This is a genomic window from Salmonella sp. 741265050_HSA (assembly GCF_046569445.1).
GTDB classification, from domain to species: Bacteria; Pseudomonadota; Gammaproteobacteria; order Enterobacterales; family Enterobacteriaceae; genus Salmonella; species Salmonella enterica.
Map to the genome: position 1 here is coordinate 26331 of NZ_JBKFSV010000020.1, position 17003 is coordinate 43333.

Annotated in this window: 15 protein-coding genes and 2 pseudogenes; 10 read left to right on the plus strand and 7 right to left on the minus strand. The window is 52.2% G+C overall.

Translation table 11 applies throughout. From position 1 onward, the window contains the following. Nucleotides 1–7: 7 nt before the first annotated feature. From fabY to ACLD4F_RS20620, 6 genes are all read right to left on the minus strand, one after another. Nucleotides 8–949, minus strand: coding sequence for a fatty acid biosynthesis protein FabY (gene fabY / locus ACLD4F_RS20595; RefSeq protein ID WP_170909870.1), 942 nt, complete (start codon nt 947–949; stop codon nt 8–10). Nucleotides 950–993: 44 nt separating this feature from the next. Next, a complete protein-coding gene (dtd, locus tag ACLD4F_RS20600) occupies nt 994–1431 on the minus strand; it encodes a D-aminoacyl-tRNA deacylase (protein WP_000560969.1) in 438 nt (145 codons plus the stop codon). Then, nucleotides 1428–2300: a virulence factor BrkB family protein gene (locus tag ACLD4F_RS20605; protein ID WP_000921423.1), complete on the minus strand. Its 873-nt coding sequence runs from the start codon at nt 2298–2300 to the stop codon at nt 1428–1430. The genes dtd and ACLD4F_RS20605 overlap by 4 nt, the downstream gene beginning before the upstream one ends. After that, entirely contained in the window at nt 2294–2893 is a 600-nt protein-coding gene (yihX, locus tag ACLD4F_RS20610) for a glucose-1-phosphatase (protein ID WP_079942247.1), read from the minus strand. The genes ACLD4F_RS20605 and yihX overlap by 7 nt, the downstream gene beginning before the upstream one ends. Nucleotides 2894–3083: 190 nt before the next feature. Next, nucleotides 3084–3887, minus strand: coding sequence for a DeoR/GlpR family DNA-binding transcription regulator (locus ACLD4F_RS20615; protein WP_000059693.1), 804 nt, complete (start codon nt 3885–3887; stop codon nt 3084–3086). Nucleotides 3888–3920: 33 nt separating this feature from the next. After that, entirely contained in the window at nt 3921–4817 is an 897-nt protein-coding gene (locus ACLD4F_RS20620; RefSeq protein WP_001520529.1) for a sugar kinase, read from the minus strand. A gap of 164 nt (nt 4818–4981) precedes the next feature. Between ACLD4F_RS20620 and yihU the strand changes: the two genes are divergently transcribed. The 10 genes and pseudogenes from yihU to ACLD4F_RS20670 form a co-directional block, all read left to right on the plus strand. After that, nucleotides 4982–5878, plus strand: coding sequence for a sulfolactaldehyde 3-reductase (yihU, locus tag ACLD4F_RS20625; RefSeq protein WP_000268248.1), 897 nt, complete (start codon nt 4982–4984; stop codon nt 5876–5878). A 22-nt stretch (nt 5879–5900) separates the two neighbouring features. Beyond that, complete coding sequence (gene yihT, locus ACLD4F_RS20630) at nt 5901–6779, plus strand: sulfofructosephosphate aldolase (RefSeq protein ID WP_001067413.1); 879 nt, start codon at nt 5901–5903, stop codon at nt 6777–6779. A 15-nt stretch (nt 6780–6794) separates the two neighbouring features. Further along, on the plus strand, nt 6795–8036 hold the full coding sequence (yihS, locus tag ACLD4F_RS20635; RefSeq protein WP_076727648.1) for a sulfoquinovose isomerase: 1242 nt from the start codon (nt 6795–6797) through the stop codon (nt 8034–8036). A gap of 3 nt (nt 8037–8039) precedes the next feature. After that, nucleotides 8040–8897 carry an aldose-1-epimerase gene (locus ACLD4F_RS20640; RefSeq protein ID WP_079944619.1) on the plus strand — a complete coding sequence of 286 codons (858 nt, stop codon included), beginning with the start codon at nt 8040–8042 and terminating at the stop codon, nt 8895–8897. Nucleotides 8898–8940: 43 nt separating this feature from the next. Continuing rightward, nucleotides 8941–10977 (plus strand): alpha-glucosidase, encoded by a 2037-nt coding sequence (locus ACLD4F_RS20645; protein ID WP_079944620.1) that lies wholly within the window; start codon nt 8941–8943, stop codon nt 10975–10977. A gap of 45 nt (nt 10978–11022) precedes the next feature. Next, complete coding sequence (locus tag ACLD4F_RS20650; RefSeq protein ID WP_058216155.1) at nt 11023–12405, plus strand: MFS transporter; 1383 nt, start codon at nt 11023–11025, stop codon at nt 12403–12405. A gap of 45 nt (nt 12406–12450) precedes the next feature. Further along, complete coding sequence (locus ACLD4F_RS20655; RefSeq protein ID WP_411011010.1) at nt 12451–13872, plus strand: MFS transporter; 1422 nt, start codon at nt 12451–12453, stop codon at nt 13870–13872. A 67-nt stretch (nt 13873–13939) separates the two neighbouring features. Then, entirely contained in the window at nt 13940–14632 is a 693-nt protein-coding gene (gene ompL, locus ACLD4F_RS20660; protein ID WP_000838829.1) for a porin OmpL, read from the plus strand. Nucleotides 14633–14788: 156 nt separating this feature from the next. Then, a pseudogene (locus ACLD4F_RS20665) lies at nt 14789–14896 on the plus strand (cytoplasmic protein); the annotation flags it as partial. Beyond that, a pseudogene (locus ACLD4F_RS20670) lies at nt 14897–14968 on the plus strand (hypothetical protein); the annotation flags it as partial. Between the two features lie 54 nt (nt 14969–15022). Here the strand turns inward: ACLD4F_RS20670 and typA are convergent. Further along, nucleotides 15023–16846, minus strand: coding sequence for a ribosome-dependent GTPase TypA (typA, locus tag ACLD4F_RS20675; RefSeq protein ID WP_000572064.1), 1824 nt, complete (start codon nt 16844–16846; stop codon nt 15023–15025). Nucleotides 16847–17003: the final 157 nt, after the last annotated feature.

Below are 17003 nucleotides of genomic sequence, written 5' to 3' on the forward strand. Positions count from 1 at the left end.
TGTCCAGCTACTCCTCCTCGTTGCCGCCTTCTTCATACGAGCCGAACGGTTTCGCAGGTAGTACGATATAAATGCCTTCGAAAATTGCCCCGGCGGTCTCGCCGCCCAACAGTTCAACCTGCAACTGGACACGCGCTTTTTTACCCCGCGCCAGCCTGTCCAAATCACCGCTTAGCGACCCCAAATCAGCCACGGCGTTTGGCTTTCCGCTAATCGGTTTACTGTAGCGAATATGGGCGTCAGCAAGAATAATCGTCCCGCCAAGATGGCGTTCACGGAGCATCAGCCAGATAAGTCCCCATCCGGTCAGCGTCGCCAGGGAGAACAGGCTGCCGGCAAACACCGTGTGATGCGGATTTTGATTACCGGTTTCCGGCATCGTGGTGATAAATTTTTGCCCAGTGTACTGCTGAATGCGCACCCCCATCTTTTCACTCAATGGAATGTGCTCATACCAGGCCTGCTGAAGCTGCCCGCACCAGTCGCCGCGATGCAGGATATCATCCAGCGATGCTACCGGTTTAATCATTAGAAAATGGCGGATTGGCGTGGTTGTGGGCGTAGTAATCTCCCCCTGATTGACAAATCCGAGTTTGGCAAAGAACTCAACCGCATCTTCGCGCGCGCTGCAGGTGACGCGCTTAACGCCTTCCTGGCGGGCAACAGACTCCAGGGTCATCGCCATTAATGTCCCCAGCCCTTTATCCTGCACCGAGGGATGTACAGCCATAAAACGAATAGACGCCTCGTTATCTGCATTGATATACAGGCGGCCCACTGCAACTAAATTTCCTTCTTCGTCCACCACCATTTGATGGTGCGCCAACGCATCCCAGCCATCCCGTTCCGACCCTTTCGGCTGGTGCAGCGGTTTACGCAGCATCTCCCAGCGAAACTGGTAGTAACGTTCTAATTCTTCTTCTGTTTGCGGAACTCGAAGGTGATACATAGCCGTACTCTCTCTTGTTATCCGCGGCCACGCCGGAAGCTGACTCATACCTGGAGCCAGAATGTCACGGGACCGTCATTAACCAGCTCAACCTGCATATCGGCAGCGAAGCGTCCGGTTTGCGTGTTTATCGCCTGCTGGCGGCAGCGTTCGACAAAATATTCATAAAGCGCCTGCGCGCGATCCGGCGCAGCCCCGCCAGAAAAGCTTGGTCGCATACCGCGCTCGGTATCTGCCGCCAGCGTAAACTGCGACACCACCAGCACGCTGCCGCCAGCCTGTTGTACATTCAGATTCATCTTGCCGTCAGCATCGCTGAAGATACGGTATCCCAGCACGCGCTCGCACAGACGATTCGCTTTTTGTTCGTCATCTTCTTTTTCGACACCCAATAACACCAAAAGTCCTGGGCCGATTTCACCCGTCACCTCGTCCTCCACGGTGACGCTGGCACGGGTTACGCGTTGAATTAATGCAATCATGGTTGGTCAGCTTCTTCTTGTTCTGCGGCTTGTTTGAGTTTTCGGTATTCCCCGAGAGTGACAGTTATTTCTGCGCCAAGCAAGACTATACACCAGGTCCAGTATACCCAGACAAACAGGATAGGGATCACTGCCAGTACGCCATAAATGAGCTGATATGACGGGAACATGGTGATATAAAGCGCGAAACCTTTCTTTCCGGCCTCGAACAGCAACGCGGCGACAAACGCGCCGACAAGAGCGTCACGGTTCGGTACGCGAGTTGTTGGGACAATACTGTAAAGTAACCAGAATGAGATCCACGAGAGCAGCAGCGGAAGGATGCGCAATACATTGTCGATGACCGTATTCAGATCGCTGGCCCAGCGTAAAGAAAGCAGGTAGGAGCTGATCGCCAGGCTGGCGCCAGCGAGAAGCGGGCCGAGCGTGAGGATCATCCAGTACACCGCAAAAGAGTACACTTTTGGCCGTGTGCGTTTGCTGCGCCAGATAGTGTTTAAGGCGCTATCAATGGCGTACATCAACAGCAATGCCGTCACAATCAGTCCACAGGCGCCCACCGCCGTCATTTTGTTGGAGTTAGCGACAAACTGCTCAATATAGCGCTGAATCACGTCTCCGGTGGCTGGCATAAAGTTAGCAAAAATAAAATGGCGTAACTGAATGCTGACATCAGAAAACATCGGAAAAGCAGCGAAAAGGGCAAAAACGACGGCAATAAGCGGTACTAAGGAGAGTAATGAGACATAGGCGAGATTTCCCGCCAGAGTCGTCATATTATCCTCATCAATACGCTGCCATAATAGCTTGAGCCAGGCCCGAACAGGGCGCGTATGGCGTCCAGCTTTTTGGTGAACGGTTTTTAGCATAACAGCTTCGCGAAATAGTCAGGGATGGTGGCTTTATCCTTCACCAGAATGCTGGTGATCCCCAACTGGTTGGCCCCTTCTATATTATCGGCATTGTCGTCGAAAAAGACCGCATCGGCAGCGGAAAAACCTTCTTTCTGCAGGACGTGCTGATAAATACGCGCTTCCGGTTTACGCATTCCCAAATCCTGCGATAAATAGATATGGTCGGCGGCAGCGCGCACCTCCGGGTATTCCTCCGGCCAGAAGTGGGTATGCAGTCGGTTAGTATTGGATAGCACCACCACGCGATGCCCCTGCTCGCGCAGTTTATGCATAATAGAAATCACTTCGGGCCGTAATCCGACAAATACCGCCTGCCAGCCGTGCGCGAATTGTTCATAACTGAGCGATAACGCCATTTCATGACAGAAAGCTTCAGCAAACGCTTCGTCCGTTATCTCACCGCGTTCATGTTGGTGAAAAGTCTCGCCCATCGTAAATTTTTGCTTCAGCGAAGCCAGCGGTACTCGACTCAGGTCGCTCCACACACCTAATACGCGGTTAAAGTCGATGTCGACAATCACATTACCTAAATCAAAGATGTAGAGCATGTCATTCTCCTTGCTAACCGGGGATGAATAACTGTAGCGGGAAAGGAGAAGTTTGACTATGTATCCCTTTATAAATCAATTAACAAAAAGACAATAGAAACGCAGACGATGTTCAATATCGCCTGCATCACAGCGCCGTTTTATTGGCCGGATAAAGCGCTGACGCGGCCATCCGGCGCAAGGGCGCTTGTCACGCTGAAACGGCGTCGTCCAGCGAAGGACTCACCTGAACCACTTCGATTTGCTGGGATTGAAGTAAATTCTGTAATGCCGGACCGGGATACTCGTCCGTAAACAGAGCGGTAATCTGTGACACATTGCCGATCTCAACCGCCGCAGAAGCATGGTATTTCGTATGATCGGCGGCCAGCAGAATATGTCGCGAGTGGGCCATCATGGTTTTCACTACGCTGGCTTCGTTGACATCAAACTCCAGTAACGCGCCATCGCTCTCTATCGCGCCTACGCTGGTGACGAGATAGTCCGCCCGGAACCCCGCCACAAACGCCGCCGCGGATGGCCCGATAATGCCGCTATTATGCGGGCGCAGCGTGCCGCCAGGCACCATCACTTCAAAGCGAGGGTTATTATAAAGAATGTGCGCGACGCGCAGGCTATTGGTGATAATGCGCAGATGATTATGGTTGAGCAGCGCGCGCGCCACCTGCTCAACCGTCGTTCCAATCGTGATAAATATCGTGGAGCCATCCGGAATATAGTCAGCCACGGCTTCTGCAATGGCTTTTTTCTCTTGCGTCCAGGAGACCTCTCGCTGCTCAAAGGCGGTATTGACCACACTGGACGCTCTGCCAGCGCCGCCGTGATGACGCGTAATCAGCCCCTGCTCGCTTAATTTACGAATATCGCGGCGAACCGTCTGGGTAGAGACCTCCAACAAACTGGCTAACTCATCGATATTCATATAGCCGCGCTCATCAATAAGCATTAACAGCCGATCATGTCGCGGATTACCGGTCAGTTCGGTAAGACTCATGAGCATTCCTCTAAAAGCTTCCTACTGCTCATATTATACAAAAAGTGACAAGAAAGATCGGGTTTGCTCACAATCAGGGATACCCGCCCGGCCACCTGGGCGCGTACACTTCAGCGCGGCAACGCCGCTGGCGAATCTGACAGCCTCTTCGATGGCGTATCCGCTTGCCAGGCCAAATGCCAGTGCGCCATGAAAAACATCGCCCGCGCCAGTAGTATCCACCACCTCCACGGTAAAACCCGGTTGGTGGCGTACCGCCGCTTTTTCCAACCAGTTGCAGCCTTCGCTGCCTCGCGTGACATAGACATGTCCATTTGTGAGCATTTGTGCTTTTTTTAGCGCATCAATGGCTTCGCTCATCCCCGTCAGGCGTGCCAGCCCTGGCTCGGAGAAGGCGGCGTGGTCGCTTAACGCCACCAGCTCGCTAATATCCTGCGGCGTAATATCGCCATCAAGAACAGTCATGACGCCAGCCTGACGCGCCAGCGTAAACGCCTGTTTTGCGCCGTCATGCCAGCGTACATCCGCCAACACCACATCCCACTGCGAAAAATCGATGTCGTTAAGCCAGTCGGCGTCAGGTAATAAATCCGGGCTGGGATAATTAACGATAATCCGCTCTCCTTTGGCATCCACCATAATCGCTGACTGCGACGACATGGCCTGCGTGTAGCGGCGGGTATAACGGGTATTTACCCCCAGGGATTCCAGTTCCGCCAGCAGGCTGTTTCCGGTGTCGTCATCGCCCACACGGCCAATAAAGTCCACCTGTGCGCCCAATTTCGCCGCAGCCACGGCAGCGGTCGCCGCAGGCCCGCCGCCCACTTCCGTATAGCGCTTCGCCACATATTTACCCCCTTCTGTCGGTAATCCTTCCACGTAATAGATGCGATCCATCACGGTAATACCTACACAAGCAATACGAACCATGGTCATTCCTCAAGCATTTCCGATGTGCTCATTTTAATTTCACGAAATGTTTAAAAAGTGACGGCTGTCAATTTTTTGACTATAAATTACAAATACGATCACAAACAGACAGAAAAAGGCTCATTAATGACAAAAAATGACACCACCGTGTTCAGGAGAACGATATGGCAGTTATAGCATTTATCGGGTTGGGACAGATGGGCTCCCCTATGGCGAGCAATCTGCTAAAGCAGGGCCATCAACTCAGCGTCTTCGATGTTAATCCCGACGCCGTACAGCGTCTGGTAGACAAAGGCGCGCAACCTGCAAGCAGCCCGGCTCAGGCAACCATCGGCGCTGAATTTGTTATCACCATGCTCCCGAACGGCGATCTGGTTCGTTCCGTTTTGTTTGGCGAGCAAGGCGTTTGTGAAACTCTTTCCCGTGAAGCGCTGGTCATTGATATGTCCACTATTCATCCGTTGCAAACCGATAAGCTGATTGCCGACATGCAGAGCAAAGGGTTCAGCATGATGGATGTGCCGGTAGGCCGGACATCCGACAACGCGATTACCGGCACATTGTTGCTGCTGGCAGGCGGTACGGCGGAGCAAGTAGAGCGTGCTACCCCTGTTCTGATGGCGATGGGTAATGAGCTGGTCAACACCGGCGGCCCGGGAATGGGTATTCGCGTAAAACTGATCAACAACTACATGAGTATTGCGCTAAATGCGCTCTCCGCCGAAGCCGCCGTGCTGTGTGAAGCGCTGGGGCTTTCCTTCGACGTGGCTTTAAAAGTGATGAGCGGCACTGCCGCAGGCAAAGGGCATTTCACCACCACCTGGCCGAATAAAGTGATGAAAGGAGATCTGTCTCCCGCCTTCATGATCGATCTGGCGCACAAAGATCTTGGCATCGCGTTGGATGTCGCCAATCAACTGCACGTACCGATGCCGCTCGGCGCCGCCTCCCGTGAAGTTTATAACCTGGCGCGGGCCGCAGGCCGCGGTCGGGAAGACTGGAGCGCCATCCTGGAACAGGTGCGCATCAGCGCCGGGCTGACCGCCAACGTAAAAAAGTAACGACTGTATAAAGGAAAATTGAATGAACAACTACACCATCAAAGACATTACGCGAGCGTCCGGCGGGTTTGCCATGCTGGCTGTCGATCAGCGCGAGGCGATGCGTTTAATGTTTGCTGCTGCTGGTGCGAAAACACCCGTTGCCGATAGCGTGCTGACGGATTTCAAAGTGAATGCGGCGAAAATTCTTTCCCCGTATGCCTCTGCCGTTCTGCTGGATCAGCAGTTCTGTTATCGCCAGGCCGTAGAACAAAACGCGGTCGCTAAAAGCTGCGCCATGATCGTCGCGGCGGATGATTTCATCCCGGGCAACGGTATTCCCGTTGATAACGTGGTCATTGATAAAAAAATTAATGCGCAGGCGGTAAAACGGGATGGCGCGAAAGCCTTAAAACTGTTGGTGCTGTGGCGCAGCGACGAAGACGCGCAACAGCGTCTGGATATGGTCAAAGAATTCAATGAATTATGCCACTCCAATGGTTTGCTGAGCATTATCGAACCGGTTGTACGTCCGCCGCGCTGCGGCGACAAGTTCGATCGCGAGCAGGCGATTATCGATGCGGCCAAAGAGCTGGGCGACAGCGGCGCCGATCTTTACAAAGTTGAAATGCCGCTCTACGGCAAAGGCGCGCGTTCCGATCTTCTTACCGCCTCACAACGCCTGAATGGGCATATCAATATGCCGTGGGTCATCCTCTCTTCCGGTGTGGACGAAAAACTGTTCCCTCGCGCGGTCAGGGTCGCCATGGAAGCTGGCGCATCCGGGTTCCTGGCGGGACGCGCGGTCTGGTCATCAGTGATTGGTCTACCGGATACCGAGCTGATGCTACGTGATGTTTCCGCGCCTAAATTGCAACGTCTGGGCGAGATCGTCGATGAAATGATGGCAAAACGTCGTTAATACGAGGATGAAACAATGAAATGGTTTAACACGTTGAGCCACAACCGCTGGCTGGAGCAGGAAACCGACCGCATCTTTAATTTCGGTAAAAACGCCGCGGTGCCGACAGGCTTCGGCTGGCTGGGAAATAAAGGGCAAATCAAAGAAGAGATGGGCACCCATCTTTGGATCACGGCGCGTATGCTGCACGTTTATTCCGTGGCGGCGTCGATGGGCCGACCGGGCGCTTATGATCTGGTCGATCATGGCATCAAAGCCATGAACGGCACACTGCGCGACAAAAAATACGGCGGCTGGTATGCCTGCGTTAATGATCAGGGCGTGGTAGATGCCTCTAAACAGGGTTATCAACACTTCTTCGCCTTGCTGGGCGCGGCCAGCGCCGTCACGACCGGGCATCCTGAAGCCAAGAAATTGCTGGATTACACCATAGAAGTGATTGAGAAATACTTCTGGAGTGAAGAAGAGCAGATGTGCCTGGAGTCCTGGGATGAAGCCTTCAGCAAAACCGAAGACTACCGTGGCGGCAACGCCAATATGCACGCCGTCGAAGCGTTCCTGATTGTTTATGACGTTACCCATGACAAAAAATGGCTGGATCGCGCGCTGCGTATCGCGTCGGTAATTATTCATGATGTGGCGCGCAACGGTGATTACCGCGTCAATGAACACTTCGATTCACAGTGGAACCCTATCCGCGACTACAACAAAGATAATCCTGCCCACCGTTTTCGCGCCTACGGCGGTACGCCAGGTCACTGGATTGAGTGGGGCCGTCTGATGCTCCATCTCCATGCTGCGCTGGAGGCCCGCTTCGAAACGCCGCCCGCCTGGCTGCTGGAAGACGCGAAAGGTCTGTTCCATGCCACTATCCGCGACGCCTGGGCGCCAGATGGCGCAGACGGCTTTGTCTACTCAGTCGACTGGGACGGTAAACCTATCGTACGTGAACGCGTGCGCTGGCCGATTGTGGAAGCGATGGGGACAGCCTACGCCCTCTACACCCTGACGGGCGATAGCCAGTATGAAGAGTGGTATCAGAAATGGTGGGACTACTGCATTAAGTACCTGATGGACTATGAAAATGGTTCCTGGTGGCAAGAGCTGGACGCCGATAACAAAGTGACCACCAAAGTGTGGGACGGCAAGCAAGATATTTACCATCTGCTGCACTGTCTGGTCATTCCTCGTCTGCCACTGGCGCCGGGCCTGGCTCCAGCGGTCGCGGCGGGTCTCCTGGATATCAACGCGAAATAGGTCATGAGGATGGCAGCCATGCACAGCGGTGGAAAAACTATTCAGCTTAATGCGGGCCATTACCAGGCGAAAATCGTCACGGTTGGCGCAGGTCTGGCGGAACTGACCCATCATGGACGCCATGTGGTCATCCCGCATAAACCGGAAGAAATACCCATGGCGCATCTGGGGAAAGTATTGATTCCCTGGCCCAATCGCGTGACAAATGGCTGCTACTCCTATAACGGCAAGGTTTTCCAGCTTGCCGTTAACGACCCGGTTTCGCAGACCGCCATTCACGGTCTGTTAGCCTGGCGAGACTGGCAGATTAATTATCAGTCGGCGACGGAAGCGTCGCTAACGATTTTTCTGCCGCCCTCTTACGGCTATCCCTTTGCGTTGATATCGGAAGTGATTTATCGGTTAGATGCCGCCAGTGGGCTGCACGTATTTATTCGTACGCAAAACATTGGCGATGAATCAGCCCCTTATGGCGCGGGCGCACATCCTTATTTGACTTGTAATCTGCAAAGCATCGATAGCTGTGTATTAACACTGCCTGCAAGCGAAGAATTGCTCGCAGGCAGGGATTTTTCCGCATCATGCCTGCTCGGCGAAACGCGCCTTGATCATGCGGTTAAGACCGCGACTACCCCGGCTGAGTGGGAGGTCAGACTTACCAGCCCAACGCAGAACATGTCTACATTTTTACGCAGCAACCAACCCTGGCTACAGATCTATACCGGCGAAAAACTCAGCCGAAAAGGTCTCGCGGTAGAGCCTATGAGCTGCCCACCCGATGCATTTAATTCCGGGATCGCACTGATTCATCTTGCCCCAAAAGCGATCCATCAACTGCATTTTTCCATCGGCTGTGACTAGCCCAAATGGATTACCGAATTACCCTACATTCACGGAGATTACAATGAATTCTCTACCACAACGGTCAACCGATTTTGAACTGACAACATCACAGGATGGTTTTGCGCTTAGCTGGCAGCAGCGCCTGATTTTACGCCACAGCGCCGAAACCCCCTGTCTGTGGATTGGCGCGGGCGTTGCCGACATTGACATGTTCCGCGGCAACTTCAGCATCAAAGACAAACTCAATGAGAAGATTGCATTAACGGAGGCCACGGTCAGCGAGCTACCCGACGGCTGGCTGGTACAATTCAGCCGTGGCGCAACAATTAGCGCCACCCTTCGCATCTCCGCCGATGAGGCGGGACGCCTGACGTTGGATCTGCAAAACGACGACCTGCACCATAACCGTATCTGGTTACGCCTCGCGGCTAATCCAGACGACCATATCTACGGCTGCGGCGAACAGTTCTCTTATTTCGATTTGCGCGGCAAGCCGTTCCCGCTGTGGACCAGCGAACAGGGCGTTGGCCGTAATAAAACCAGCTATGTCACCTGGCAGGCAGACTGTAAAGAGAACGCCGGCGGCGACTATTACTGGACCTTCTTCCCGCAACCGACCTTTGTCAGCACGCAAAAATACTACTGCCACGTTGAAAATAGCTGTTATATGAATTTCGACTTCAGCGCGCCGGAGTATCACGAACTGGCGCTGTGGGAAGATAAAACTACACTGCGTTTTGAGTGTGCCGACACCTACATCGCCCTACTGGAAAAACTGACTGCGCTGTTAGGCCGCCAGCCGGAGCTGCCGGACTGGGTTTATGACGGCGTCACGCTAGGCATTCAGGGCGGTACGGAAGTTTGCCAGCAAAAACTGGATACCATGCGCAACGCAGGCGTAAAAGTGAACGGTATTTGGGCGCAGGACTGGTCCGGTATCCGCATGACCTCCTTTGGCAAGCGCGTGATGTGGAACTGGAAGTGGAATAGCGACAACTATCCGCAACTGGATAGCCGGATCAAACAGTGGAAAGAAGAAGGCGTCCAGTTCCTCTCTTATATCAACCCATACGTCGCCAGTGATAAAGACCTCTGCGCTGAGGCGGCGAAACACGGCTATCTGGCGAAAGACGCCACGGGCGGCGACTATCTGGTCGAGTTTGGCGAATTCTATGGCGGCGTGGTCGATCTGACCAATCCTGAAGCTTACGACTGGTTCAAAGACGTCATCAAAAAGAACATGATCGCGCTCGGCTGCAGCGGCTGGATGGCGGATTTCGGCGAATATCTGCCGACCGACACGTATCTGCACAACGGCGTCAGCGCCGAGATCATGCATAACGCCTGGCCTGCGCTGTGGGCGAAATGTAACTACGAAGCGCTACAGGAGACCGGCAAACTCGGCGAGATCCTGTTCTTTATGCGTGCGGGTTACACCGGCAGTCAGAAATATTCCACCATGATGTGGGCAGGTGACCAGAACGTTGACTGGAGCCTTGATGATGGTCTGGCCTCTGTAGTGCCTGCGGCATTGTCGCTGGCGATGACCGGCCATGGTCTGCATCACAGCGATATCGGCGGCTACACCACCCTGTTTGACATGAAACGCAGCAAAGAGTTGCTGCTGCGCTGGTGCGATTTCAGCGCCTTTACGCCGATGATGCGCACCCATGAAGGCAACCGCCCCGGCGATAACTGGCAGTTCGACGGCGACGCGGAAACTATTGCCCACTTTGCCCGCATGACCACCGTCTTTACCACGCTGAAACCGTATCTCAAGCAGGCGGTGGCGCAAAACGCGGCTACCGGTCTGCCGGTCATGCGTCCGCTATTCCTGCACTACGAGAACGATGCCGCAACCTACACCCTGAAATATCAATATCTGCTCGGTCAGGATCTGCTGGTCGCGCCGGTTCACGAGCAGGGGCGTTGCGACTGGACGCTGTACCTGCCGGAAGATCACTGGGTGAATATCTGGACCGGCGAAGTTCACCACGGCGGTGAAATTACCGTGGATGCGCCCATTGGCAAGCCGCCGGTCTTCTATCGCGCGAAGAGCGAGTGGGCTTCACTTTTTGCTTCTTTACGGAATATCTAATACGGCTCGCCCGCAGGGAAACCTGCGGGCAGATGGAGAAGAATAATGAGTCAAACATCATCGAATCCGGCAACCCTACGCTTGCCGTTTAAAGAAAAACTTGCCTATGGACTGGGGGATTTAGGTTCCAATATCCTGTTAGATATCGGGACCCTCTATTTACTCAAATTTTATACCGATGTGCTGGGTTTACCAGGGACTTACGGCGGGATCATTTTCCTTATCGCCAAATTTTTCACCGCATTTACCGATATGGGTACCGGCATTATGCTCGACTCGCGGCGTAAAATTGGTCCGAAGGGCAAATTCCGCCCGTTCGTGCTTTACGCGGCATTTCCGGTAACGCTACTGGCGATTGCTAACTTTGTCGGCACACCGTTTGAGGTGACGGGAAAAACCGTCGTCGCAACGATACTGTTTATGCTGTACGGATTGGTTTTCAGCATGATGAACTGCTCGTATGGCGCGATGGTGCCGGCGATTACCAAGAACCCGGATGAACGCGCCTCGCTTGCTGCCTGGCGCCAGGGAGGCGCCACTCTCGGCCTGCTGCTGTGTACCGTTGGATTTGTGCCGGTCATGAACCTGATCGAAGGCAATGCCCAACTCAGCTATATTTTCGCCGCCACGCTATTTTCATTGTTTGGCCTGCTATTTATGTGGCTGTGCTACGCCGGCGTTAAAGAGCGCTACGTTGAAGTGAAACCTGTCGATAGCGCGCAAAAGCCTGGATTATTGCAGTCGTTCCGCGCCATCGCCGGTAACCGTCCGCTGTTTATTCTGTGTATCGCCAACCTTTGTACTCTCGGCGCCTTCAACGTCAAACTGGCGATTCAGGTTTATTACACACAGTACGTTCTTAACGACCCGATCCTCCTCTCCTGGATGGGCTTCTTTAGCATGGGCTGTATTTTTATCGGCGTCTTTTTGATGCCCGGCGCAGTAAGGCGTTTTGGCAAGAAGAAAGTCTATATCGGCGGGCTGTTAATATGGGTGGCGGGCGATCTGCTCAACTACTTCTTTGGCGGCGGCTCGGTCAGTTTTGTCGCCTTCTCCTGCCTGGCGTTCTTCGGTTCCGCCTTCGTCAACAGCCTGAACTGGGCGCTGGTTTCCGACACGGTGGAGTACGGTGAATGGCGCACCGGCGTCCGCTCGGAAGGGACGGTTTACACCGGCTTCACGTTCTTCCGTAAGGTCTCCCAGGCGCTGGCAGGGTTCTTCCCCGGCTGGATGCTGACGCAAATCGGTTATATCCCGAATGTGGTGCAATCGGCAGGCACCGTCGAAGGCCTACGCCAGTTGATCTTTATTTATCCTTGCGTGCTGGCGGTCATCACCATTATTGCGATGGGCTGTTTCTACAACCTCAACGAGAAGATGTACGTGCGAATTGTGGAAGAGATTGAGGCCCGGAAACATACGGTTTAACAACAATAAAATATAACGCCCTGCGGGGCGTTTTGAGAGGCGATTATGTCTAATCATGATCCGCTAACGCTAAAGTTGAGCCTGCGGGAAAAATGCGCCTATGGCGTGGGCGATTTCGGCTCAAATCTGATGCTGTGTATCGGTACGCTGTATCTACTGAAGTTTTATACCGATGAACTCGGGATGCCTGCATATTACGGTGGAATTATCTTTCTGGTGGCGAAATTCTTCACCGCTTTTACCGATATGCTCACCGGCGTATTGCTGGATTCACGCCGTAATATTGGCGCAAAAGGAAAGTTTCGGCCTTTTATTCTGTATGCGTCATTTCCGGTCGCTCTGGTTGCTACTGCGCAATTCTTTGCCACTCACTTTACTTTACCCGTTAAAACAGCCTTCGCGACGGTGCTGTTTATGTTGTTCGGTCTGTTCTACAGCCTGATGAACTGCTCATACGGCGCGATGGTACCCGCTATTACCAAAAATCCGCATGAGCGCGCCCAGCTCGCCGCATGGCGACAAGGCGGCGCTACCATTGGCCTTCTTCTTTGTACTGTAGGTTTTATGCCCATTCAGGCGCTGTTTACCCGTTCCCCTTCGCTGGGTTATCTGATTGCAGCAGTCATTTTTTCGGTCTGCGGGCTGTTCAGCATGTGGTGGAGCTTTAGCGGGGTGAAAGAACGGTATATCGAAACCGTACCTGACACGCATAAACCCAGCATATTGAAGTCCTTCTGCGCGATTTTTCGTAATCCGCCGCTGCTGGTGCTCTGCGTTGCCAATTTGTGCACGCTGGCCGCCTTTAATATCAAGCTGGCCATTCAGGTTTATTACACTCAGTACGTGCTGAACGATATTCATTTGTTGTCATGGATGGGTTTTTTCAGCATGGGCTGTATCCTGATTGGTGTTTTATTAGTACCTGCTGCGGTAAAACGCTTCGGGAAAAAACAGGTTTATCTTGGTGGTCTGATATTGTGGGCCGTTGGCGATATCCTGAATTTTATCTGGGGCGGAACGTCATTCCTGTTTGTTATTTTCTCTTGTATCGCCTTCTTCGGTACCGCTTTCGTCAACAGCCTGAACTGGGCGCTGGTTCCGGATACGGTTGACTACGGTGAATGGAAAACGGGTATTCGCGCTGAAGGCTCGGTGTATACGGGTTACACCTTTTCCCGCAAAATTTCCGCTGCGCTTGCTGGCTTTTTGCCAGGTATTATGCTGACGCAAATCGGTTATATCCCCAACATAGCTCAAAGTGACACCACGTTGCTTGGTTTGCGTCAGCTCATTTTTTTATGGCCTTGCGGTCTTGCCATTATCGCAGCACTAACGATGGGCTTTTTTTATAAGCTCAATGAACAACGTTTCGCTTTTATTATCGAGGAAATTGCCCAACGAAAGAAAACAGGTAATCAAATTGTCGCGACTAATAATAAACAAAGTATTTCTACTGTAAATAATTAAACGACGCTTGCCGCTTTATCCATCCCTATGGATGGCGGCTTCCCTATATTTGAAAAATGGATTTATTATGAAATCTCTGAATACTCTAGTGATATTAACTTCAGTAATATCCACCTCTGTTTTTGCTGGCGCTTATGTAGAAAACCGTGAGGCCTATAACCTGGCGTCTGACCAAATGGAGTTTATGCTGCGCGTCGGCTATAACTCCGATATGGGTGCCGGAATTATGTTGACCAATACCTATACGCTACAGCGTGATGATGAATTAAAGCACGGTTATAATGAGATTGAGGGCTGGTATCCGTTATTTAAACCTACAGATAAATTAACCATCCAGCCTGGCGGGTTAATAAACGACAAAAGCATTGGTTCCGGCGGCGCCGTCTATCTGGATGTTAACTATAAATTTACCCCGTGGTTTAATCTTACGGTACGTAACCGATATAATCACAATAATTATAGTTCAACCGATTTGAATGGCGAACTGGATAATAATGACAGCTATGAAATCGGTAACTATTGGAATTTTACCATTACCGATAAATTTTCTTATACCTTTGAACCACACTATTTTTATAACGTTAATGATTTTAATAGTAGTAATGGTACGAAGCATCATTGGGAAATCACTAACACCTTCCGTTATCGTATCAATGAACACTGGCTGCCCTACTTTGAATTACGCTGGTTAGATCGTAACGTGGGCCCCTACCATAGAGAGCAAAACCAGATTCGTATCGGGGCGAAGTATTTCTTCTGATATTATCGCCTCTATTTTTCGAATCTGCATCACAGCGGGTAGTTGTTCTGCCCGCTCATTCATCCTGAATCAGACTCCCGATATCCCGCCTCTAAGCGCCATGATAATATTCGCAAAGCGTTTTACCATATTCATGCTTATAGAGAAGGGAAACAAATGAATAAGCGATTTAATATTGATTGGGACAATGAATTAACCCAGGAACAGCTCATTAATTTAATTTTAACCGATGAAGATCTGCCAAAGCTTCGCTCACTGACCATTGTCATTGGTCGGCATAATACGCCAGCGATTGCTGATTTTTTGACGACCTTATCTCTTTATCAATGTGAATAAAAAAACCCCGCCGAGTTTTCATTTCGGCAGGGTTTTTATCCGTAAGAGCGTTAATTACTCTTCTTTCTGACCACGGTTCGCACGGCGGCGATCGTTTTCCGTCAGGTGACGTTTACGGATACGGATAGAGGTTGGGGTGACTTCTACCAGTTCGTCGTCATCAATGAACTCCAGCGCTTGCTCAAGGCTCATTTTAATTGGCGGAACCAGAATCACCGCTTCATCCGTACCGGACGCACGCATGTTGGTCAGTTTCTTACCGGTCAGGCAGTTTACCGTCAGGTCGTTGGAGCGACTGTGAATACCAATAATCTGGCCTTCGTAAACTTCCGCGCCGTGACCCAGGAACAGCTTACCGCGATCCTGCAAACCGAACAGCGCAAACGCCACCGCTTTACCCTGACCGTTGGAGATCAGTACGCCGTTCTGACGCTGGCCCACTTCACCCGGACGAATATCGTCGTAATGGCTGAAGGTGGAGTACAGCAGACCCGTACCGGAAGTCATGGTCATGAATTCTGAACGGAAACCAATCAGCCCACGGCTTGGGATCACGTAGTCGAGACGTACGCGGCCTTTACCGTCCGGATTCATGTTTTTCAGGTCGCCTTTACGCTCGCCCAGCGCCTGCATGACAGACCCCTGGTGCTGCTCTTCGACGTCCAGCGTCACGTTTTCGTACGGCTCTTGTTTACGACCGTCGATTTCACGGAAGATAACTTTCGGACGGGAAACCGCCAGTTCGAAACCTTCACGACGCATATTTTCAATCAACACGGACAGGTGCAGTTCGCCACGACCGGATACACGGAACGCATCCGCATCTTCGGTTTCTTCAACGCGCAGCGCCACGTTATGCACCAGCTCTTTGTTCAGACGGTCAAGAATTTGACGAGAAGTCACAAACTTACCTTCTTTACCGCAGAACGGCGAGGTGTTAACGCAGAAGAACATAGACACGGTCGGCTCATCAACGGACAGCGCCGGCAGCGCTTCAACGTTCTGCGGGTCGCAGATGGTGTCGGAGATGTTCAGCTCGCCCAGACCGGTGATCGCAATGATATCGCCCGCTTCGGCGATATCGCTGTCGATACGCTCCAGACCCAGATGCGTCAGCACTTTACCTACTTTCGCGTTACGGGTTTTCCCTTCACTATCGATGATAGTGACCTGCTGGTTCGGCTTCACTTTGCCGCGTTTGATACGGCCGATGCCGATAACGCCAACGTAGTTGTTGTAGTCCAGCTGGGAGATCTGCATCTGCAACGGACCATCGAGGTCAACGTCCGGCGCCGGAACATGATCAACGATCGCCTGATACAGCGGGGTCATGTCTTCCGCCATATCTTCGTGGTCCAGACCCGCGATACCGTTCAGCGCCGAAGCGTAGATGATCGGGAAGTCCAACTGTTCGTCGGTCGCATCAAGGTTAACAAACAGGTCGAATACCTGGTCAACAACCCAGTCAGGGCGCGCGCCAGGACGGTCAACCTTGTTGATAACCACAATAGGTTTCAGGCCATGAGCAAAGGCTTTTTTGGTCACGAAGCGCGTTTGCGGCATCGGGCCGTCAAATGCGTCAACCACCAGCAGCACAGAGTCAACCATGGACATGACGCGCTCTACTTCACCACCGAAGTCAGCGTGCCCGGGAGTATCAACGATATTGATACGGTAATCATTCCATTTAATAGCGGTGTTTTTAGCGAGGATAGTAATACCACGCTCTTTCTCCAAATCGTTGGAGTCCATCACTCGCTCTTGAGTTTCGGCACGCGCGTCGAACGTACCGGATTGCTGGAGCAGCTTATCAACCAGGGTAGTTTTACCATGGTCAACGTGCGCGATGATGGCGATGTTACGCAAATTTTCGATCACAACTTTGCCTCAGGCATTAGAAATAGCGCGTTATTGTACACGGATTAATCGCACTACAAAACAGGATCACAAACATCCTCCGCAAACAAGTATTGCAGAGTCTCTTTGTGATCGCTTTCACGGAGCGTTAAAAGGGTGGCTTGCGTTCTATTGCACC

Excerpts from the sequence above, each read along its gene's own strand:
- fabY (WP_170909870.1), bottom strand. The coding sequence starts at position 949 with ATGTATCACCTTCGAGTTCCGCAAACAGAAGAAGAATTAGAACGTTAC.
- dtd (WP_000560969.1), bottom strand. The coding sequence starts at position 1,431 with ATGATTGCATTAATTCAACGCGTAACCCGTGCCAGCGTCACCGTGGAG.
- ACLD4F_RS20605 (WP_000921423.1), bottom strand. The coding sequence starts at position 2,300 with ATGCTAAAAACCGTTCACCAAAAAGCTGGACGCCATACGCGCCCTGTT.
- yihX (WP_079942247.1), bottom strand. The coding sequence starts at position 2,893 with ATGCTCTACATCTTTGATTTAGGTAATGTGATTGTCGACATCGACTTT.
- ACLD4F_RS20615 (WP_000059693.1), bottom strand. The coding sequence starts at position 3,887 with ATGAGTCTTACCGAACTGACCGGTAATCCGCGACATGATCGGCTGTTA.
- ACLD4F_RS20620 (WP_001520529.1), bottom strand. The coding sequence starts at position 4,817 with ATGGTTCGTATTGCTTGTGTAGGTATTACCGTGATGGATCGCATCTAT.
- yihU (WP_000268248.1), top strand. The coding sequence starts at position 4,982 with ATGGCAGTTATAGCATTTATCGGGTTGGGACAGATGGGCTCCCCTATG.
- yihT (WP_001067413.1), top strand. The coding sequence starts at position 5,901 with ATGAACAACTACACCATCAAAGACATTACGCGAGCGTCCGGCGGGTTT.
- yihS (WP_076727648.1), top strand. The coding sequence starts at position 6,795 with ATGAAATGGTTTAACACGTTGAGCCACAACCGCTGGCTGGAGCAGGAA.
- ACLD4F_RS20640 (WP_079944619.1), top strand. The coding sequence starts at position 8,040 with ATGAGGATGGCAGCCATGCACAGCGGTGGAAAAACTATTCAGCTTAAT.
- ACLD4F_RS20645 (WP_079944620.1), top strand. The coding sequence starts at position 8,941 with ATGAATTCTCTACCACAACGGTCAACCGATTTTGAACTGACAACATCA.
- ACLD4F_RS20650 (WP_058216155.1), top strand. The coding sequence starts at position 11,023 with ATGAGTCAAACATCATCGAATCCGGCAACCCTACGCTTGCCGTTTAAA.
- ACLD4F_RS20655 (WP_411011010.1), top strand. The coding sequence starts at position 12,451 with ATGTCTAATCATGATCCGCTAACGCTAAAGTTGAGCCTGCGGGAAAAA.
- ompL (WP_000838829.1), top strand. The coding sequence starts at position 13,940 with ATGAAATCTCTGAATACTCTAGTGATATTAACTTCAGTAATATCCACC.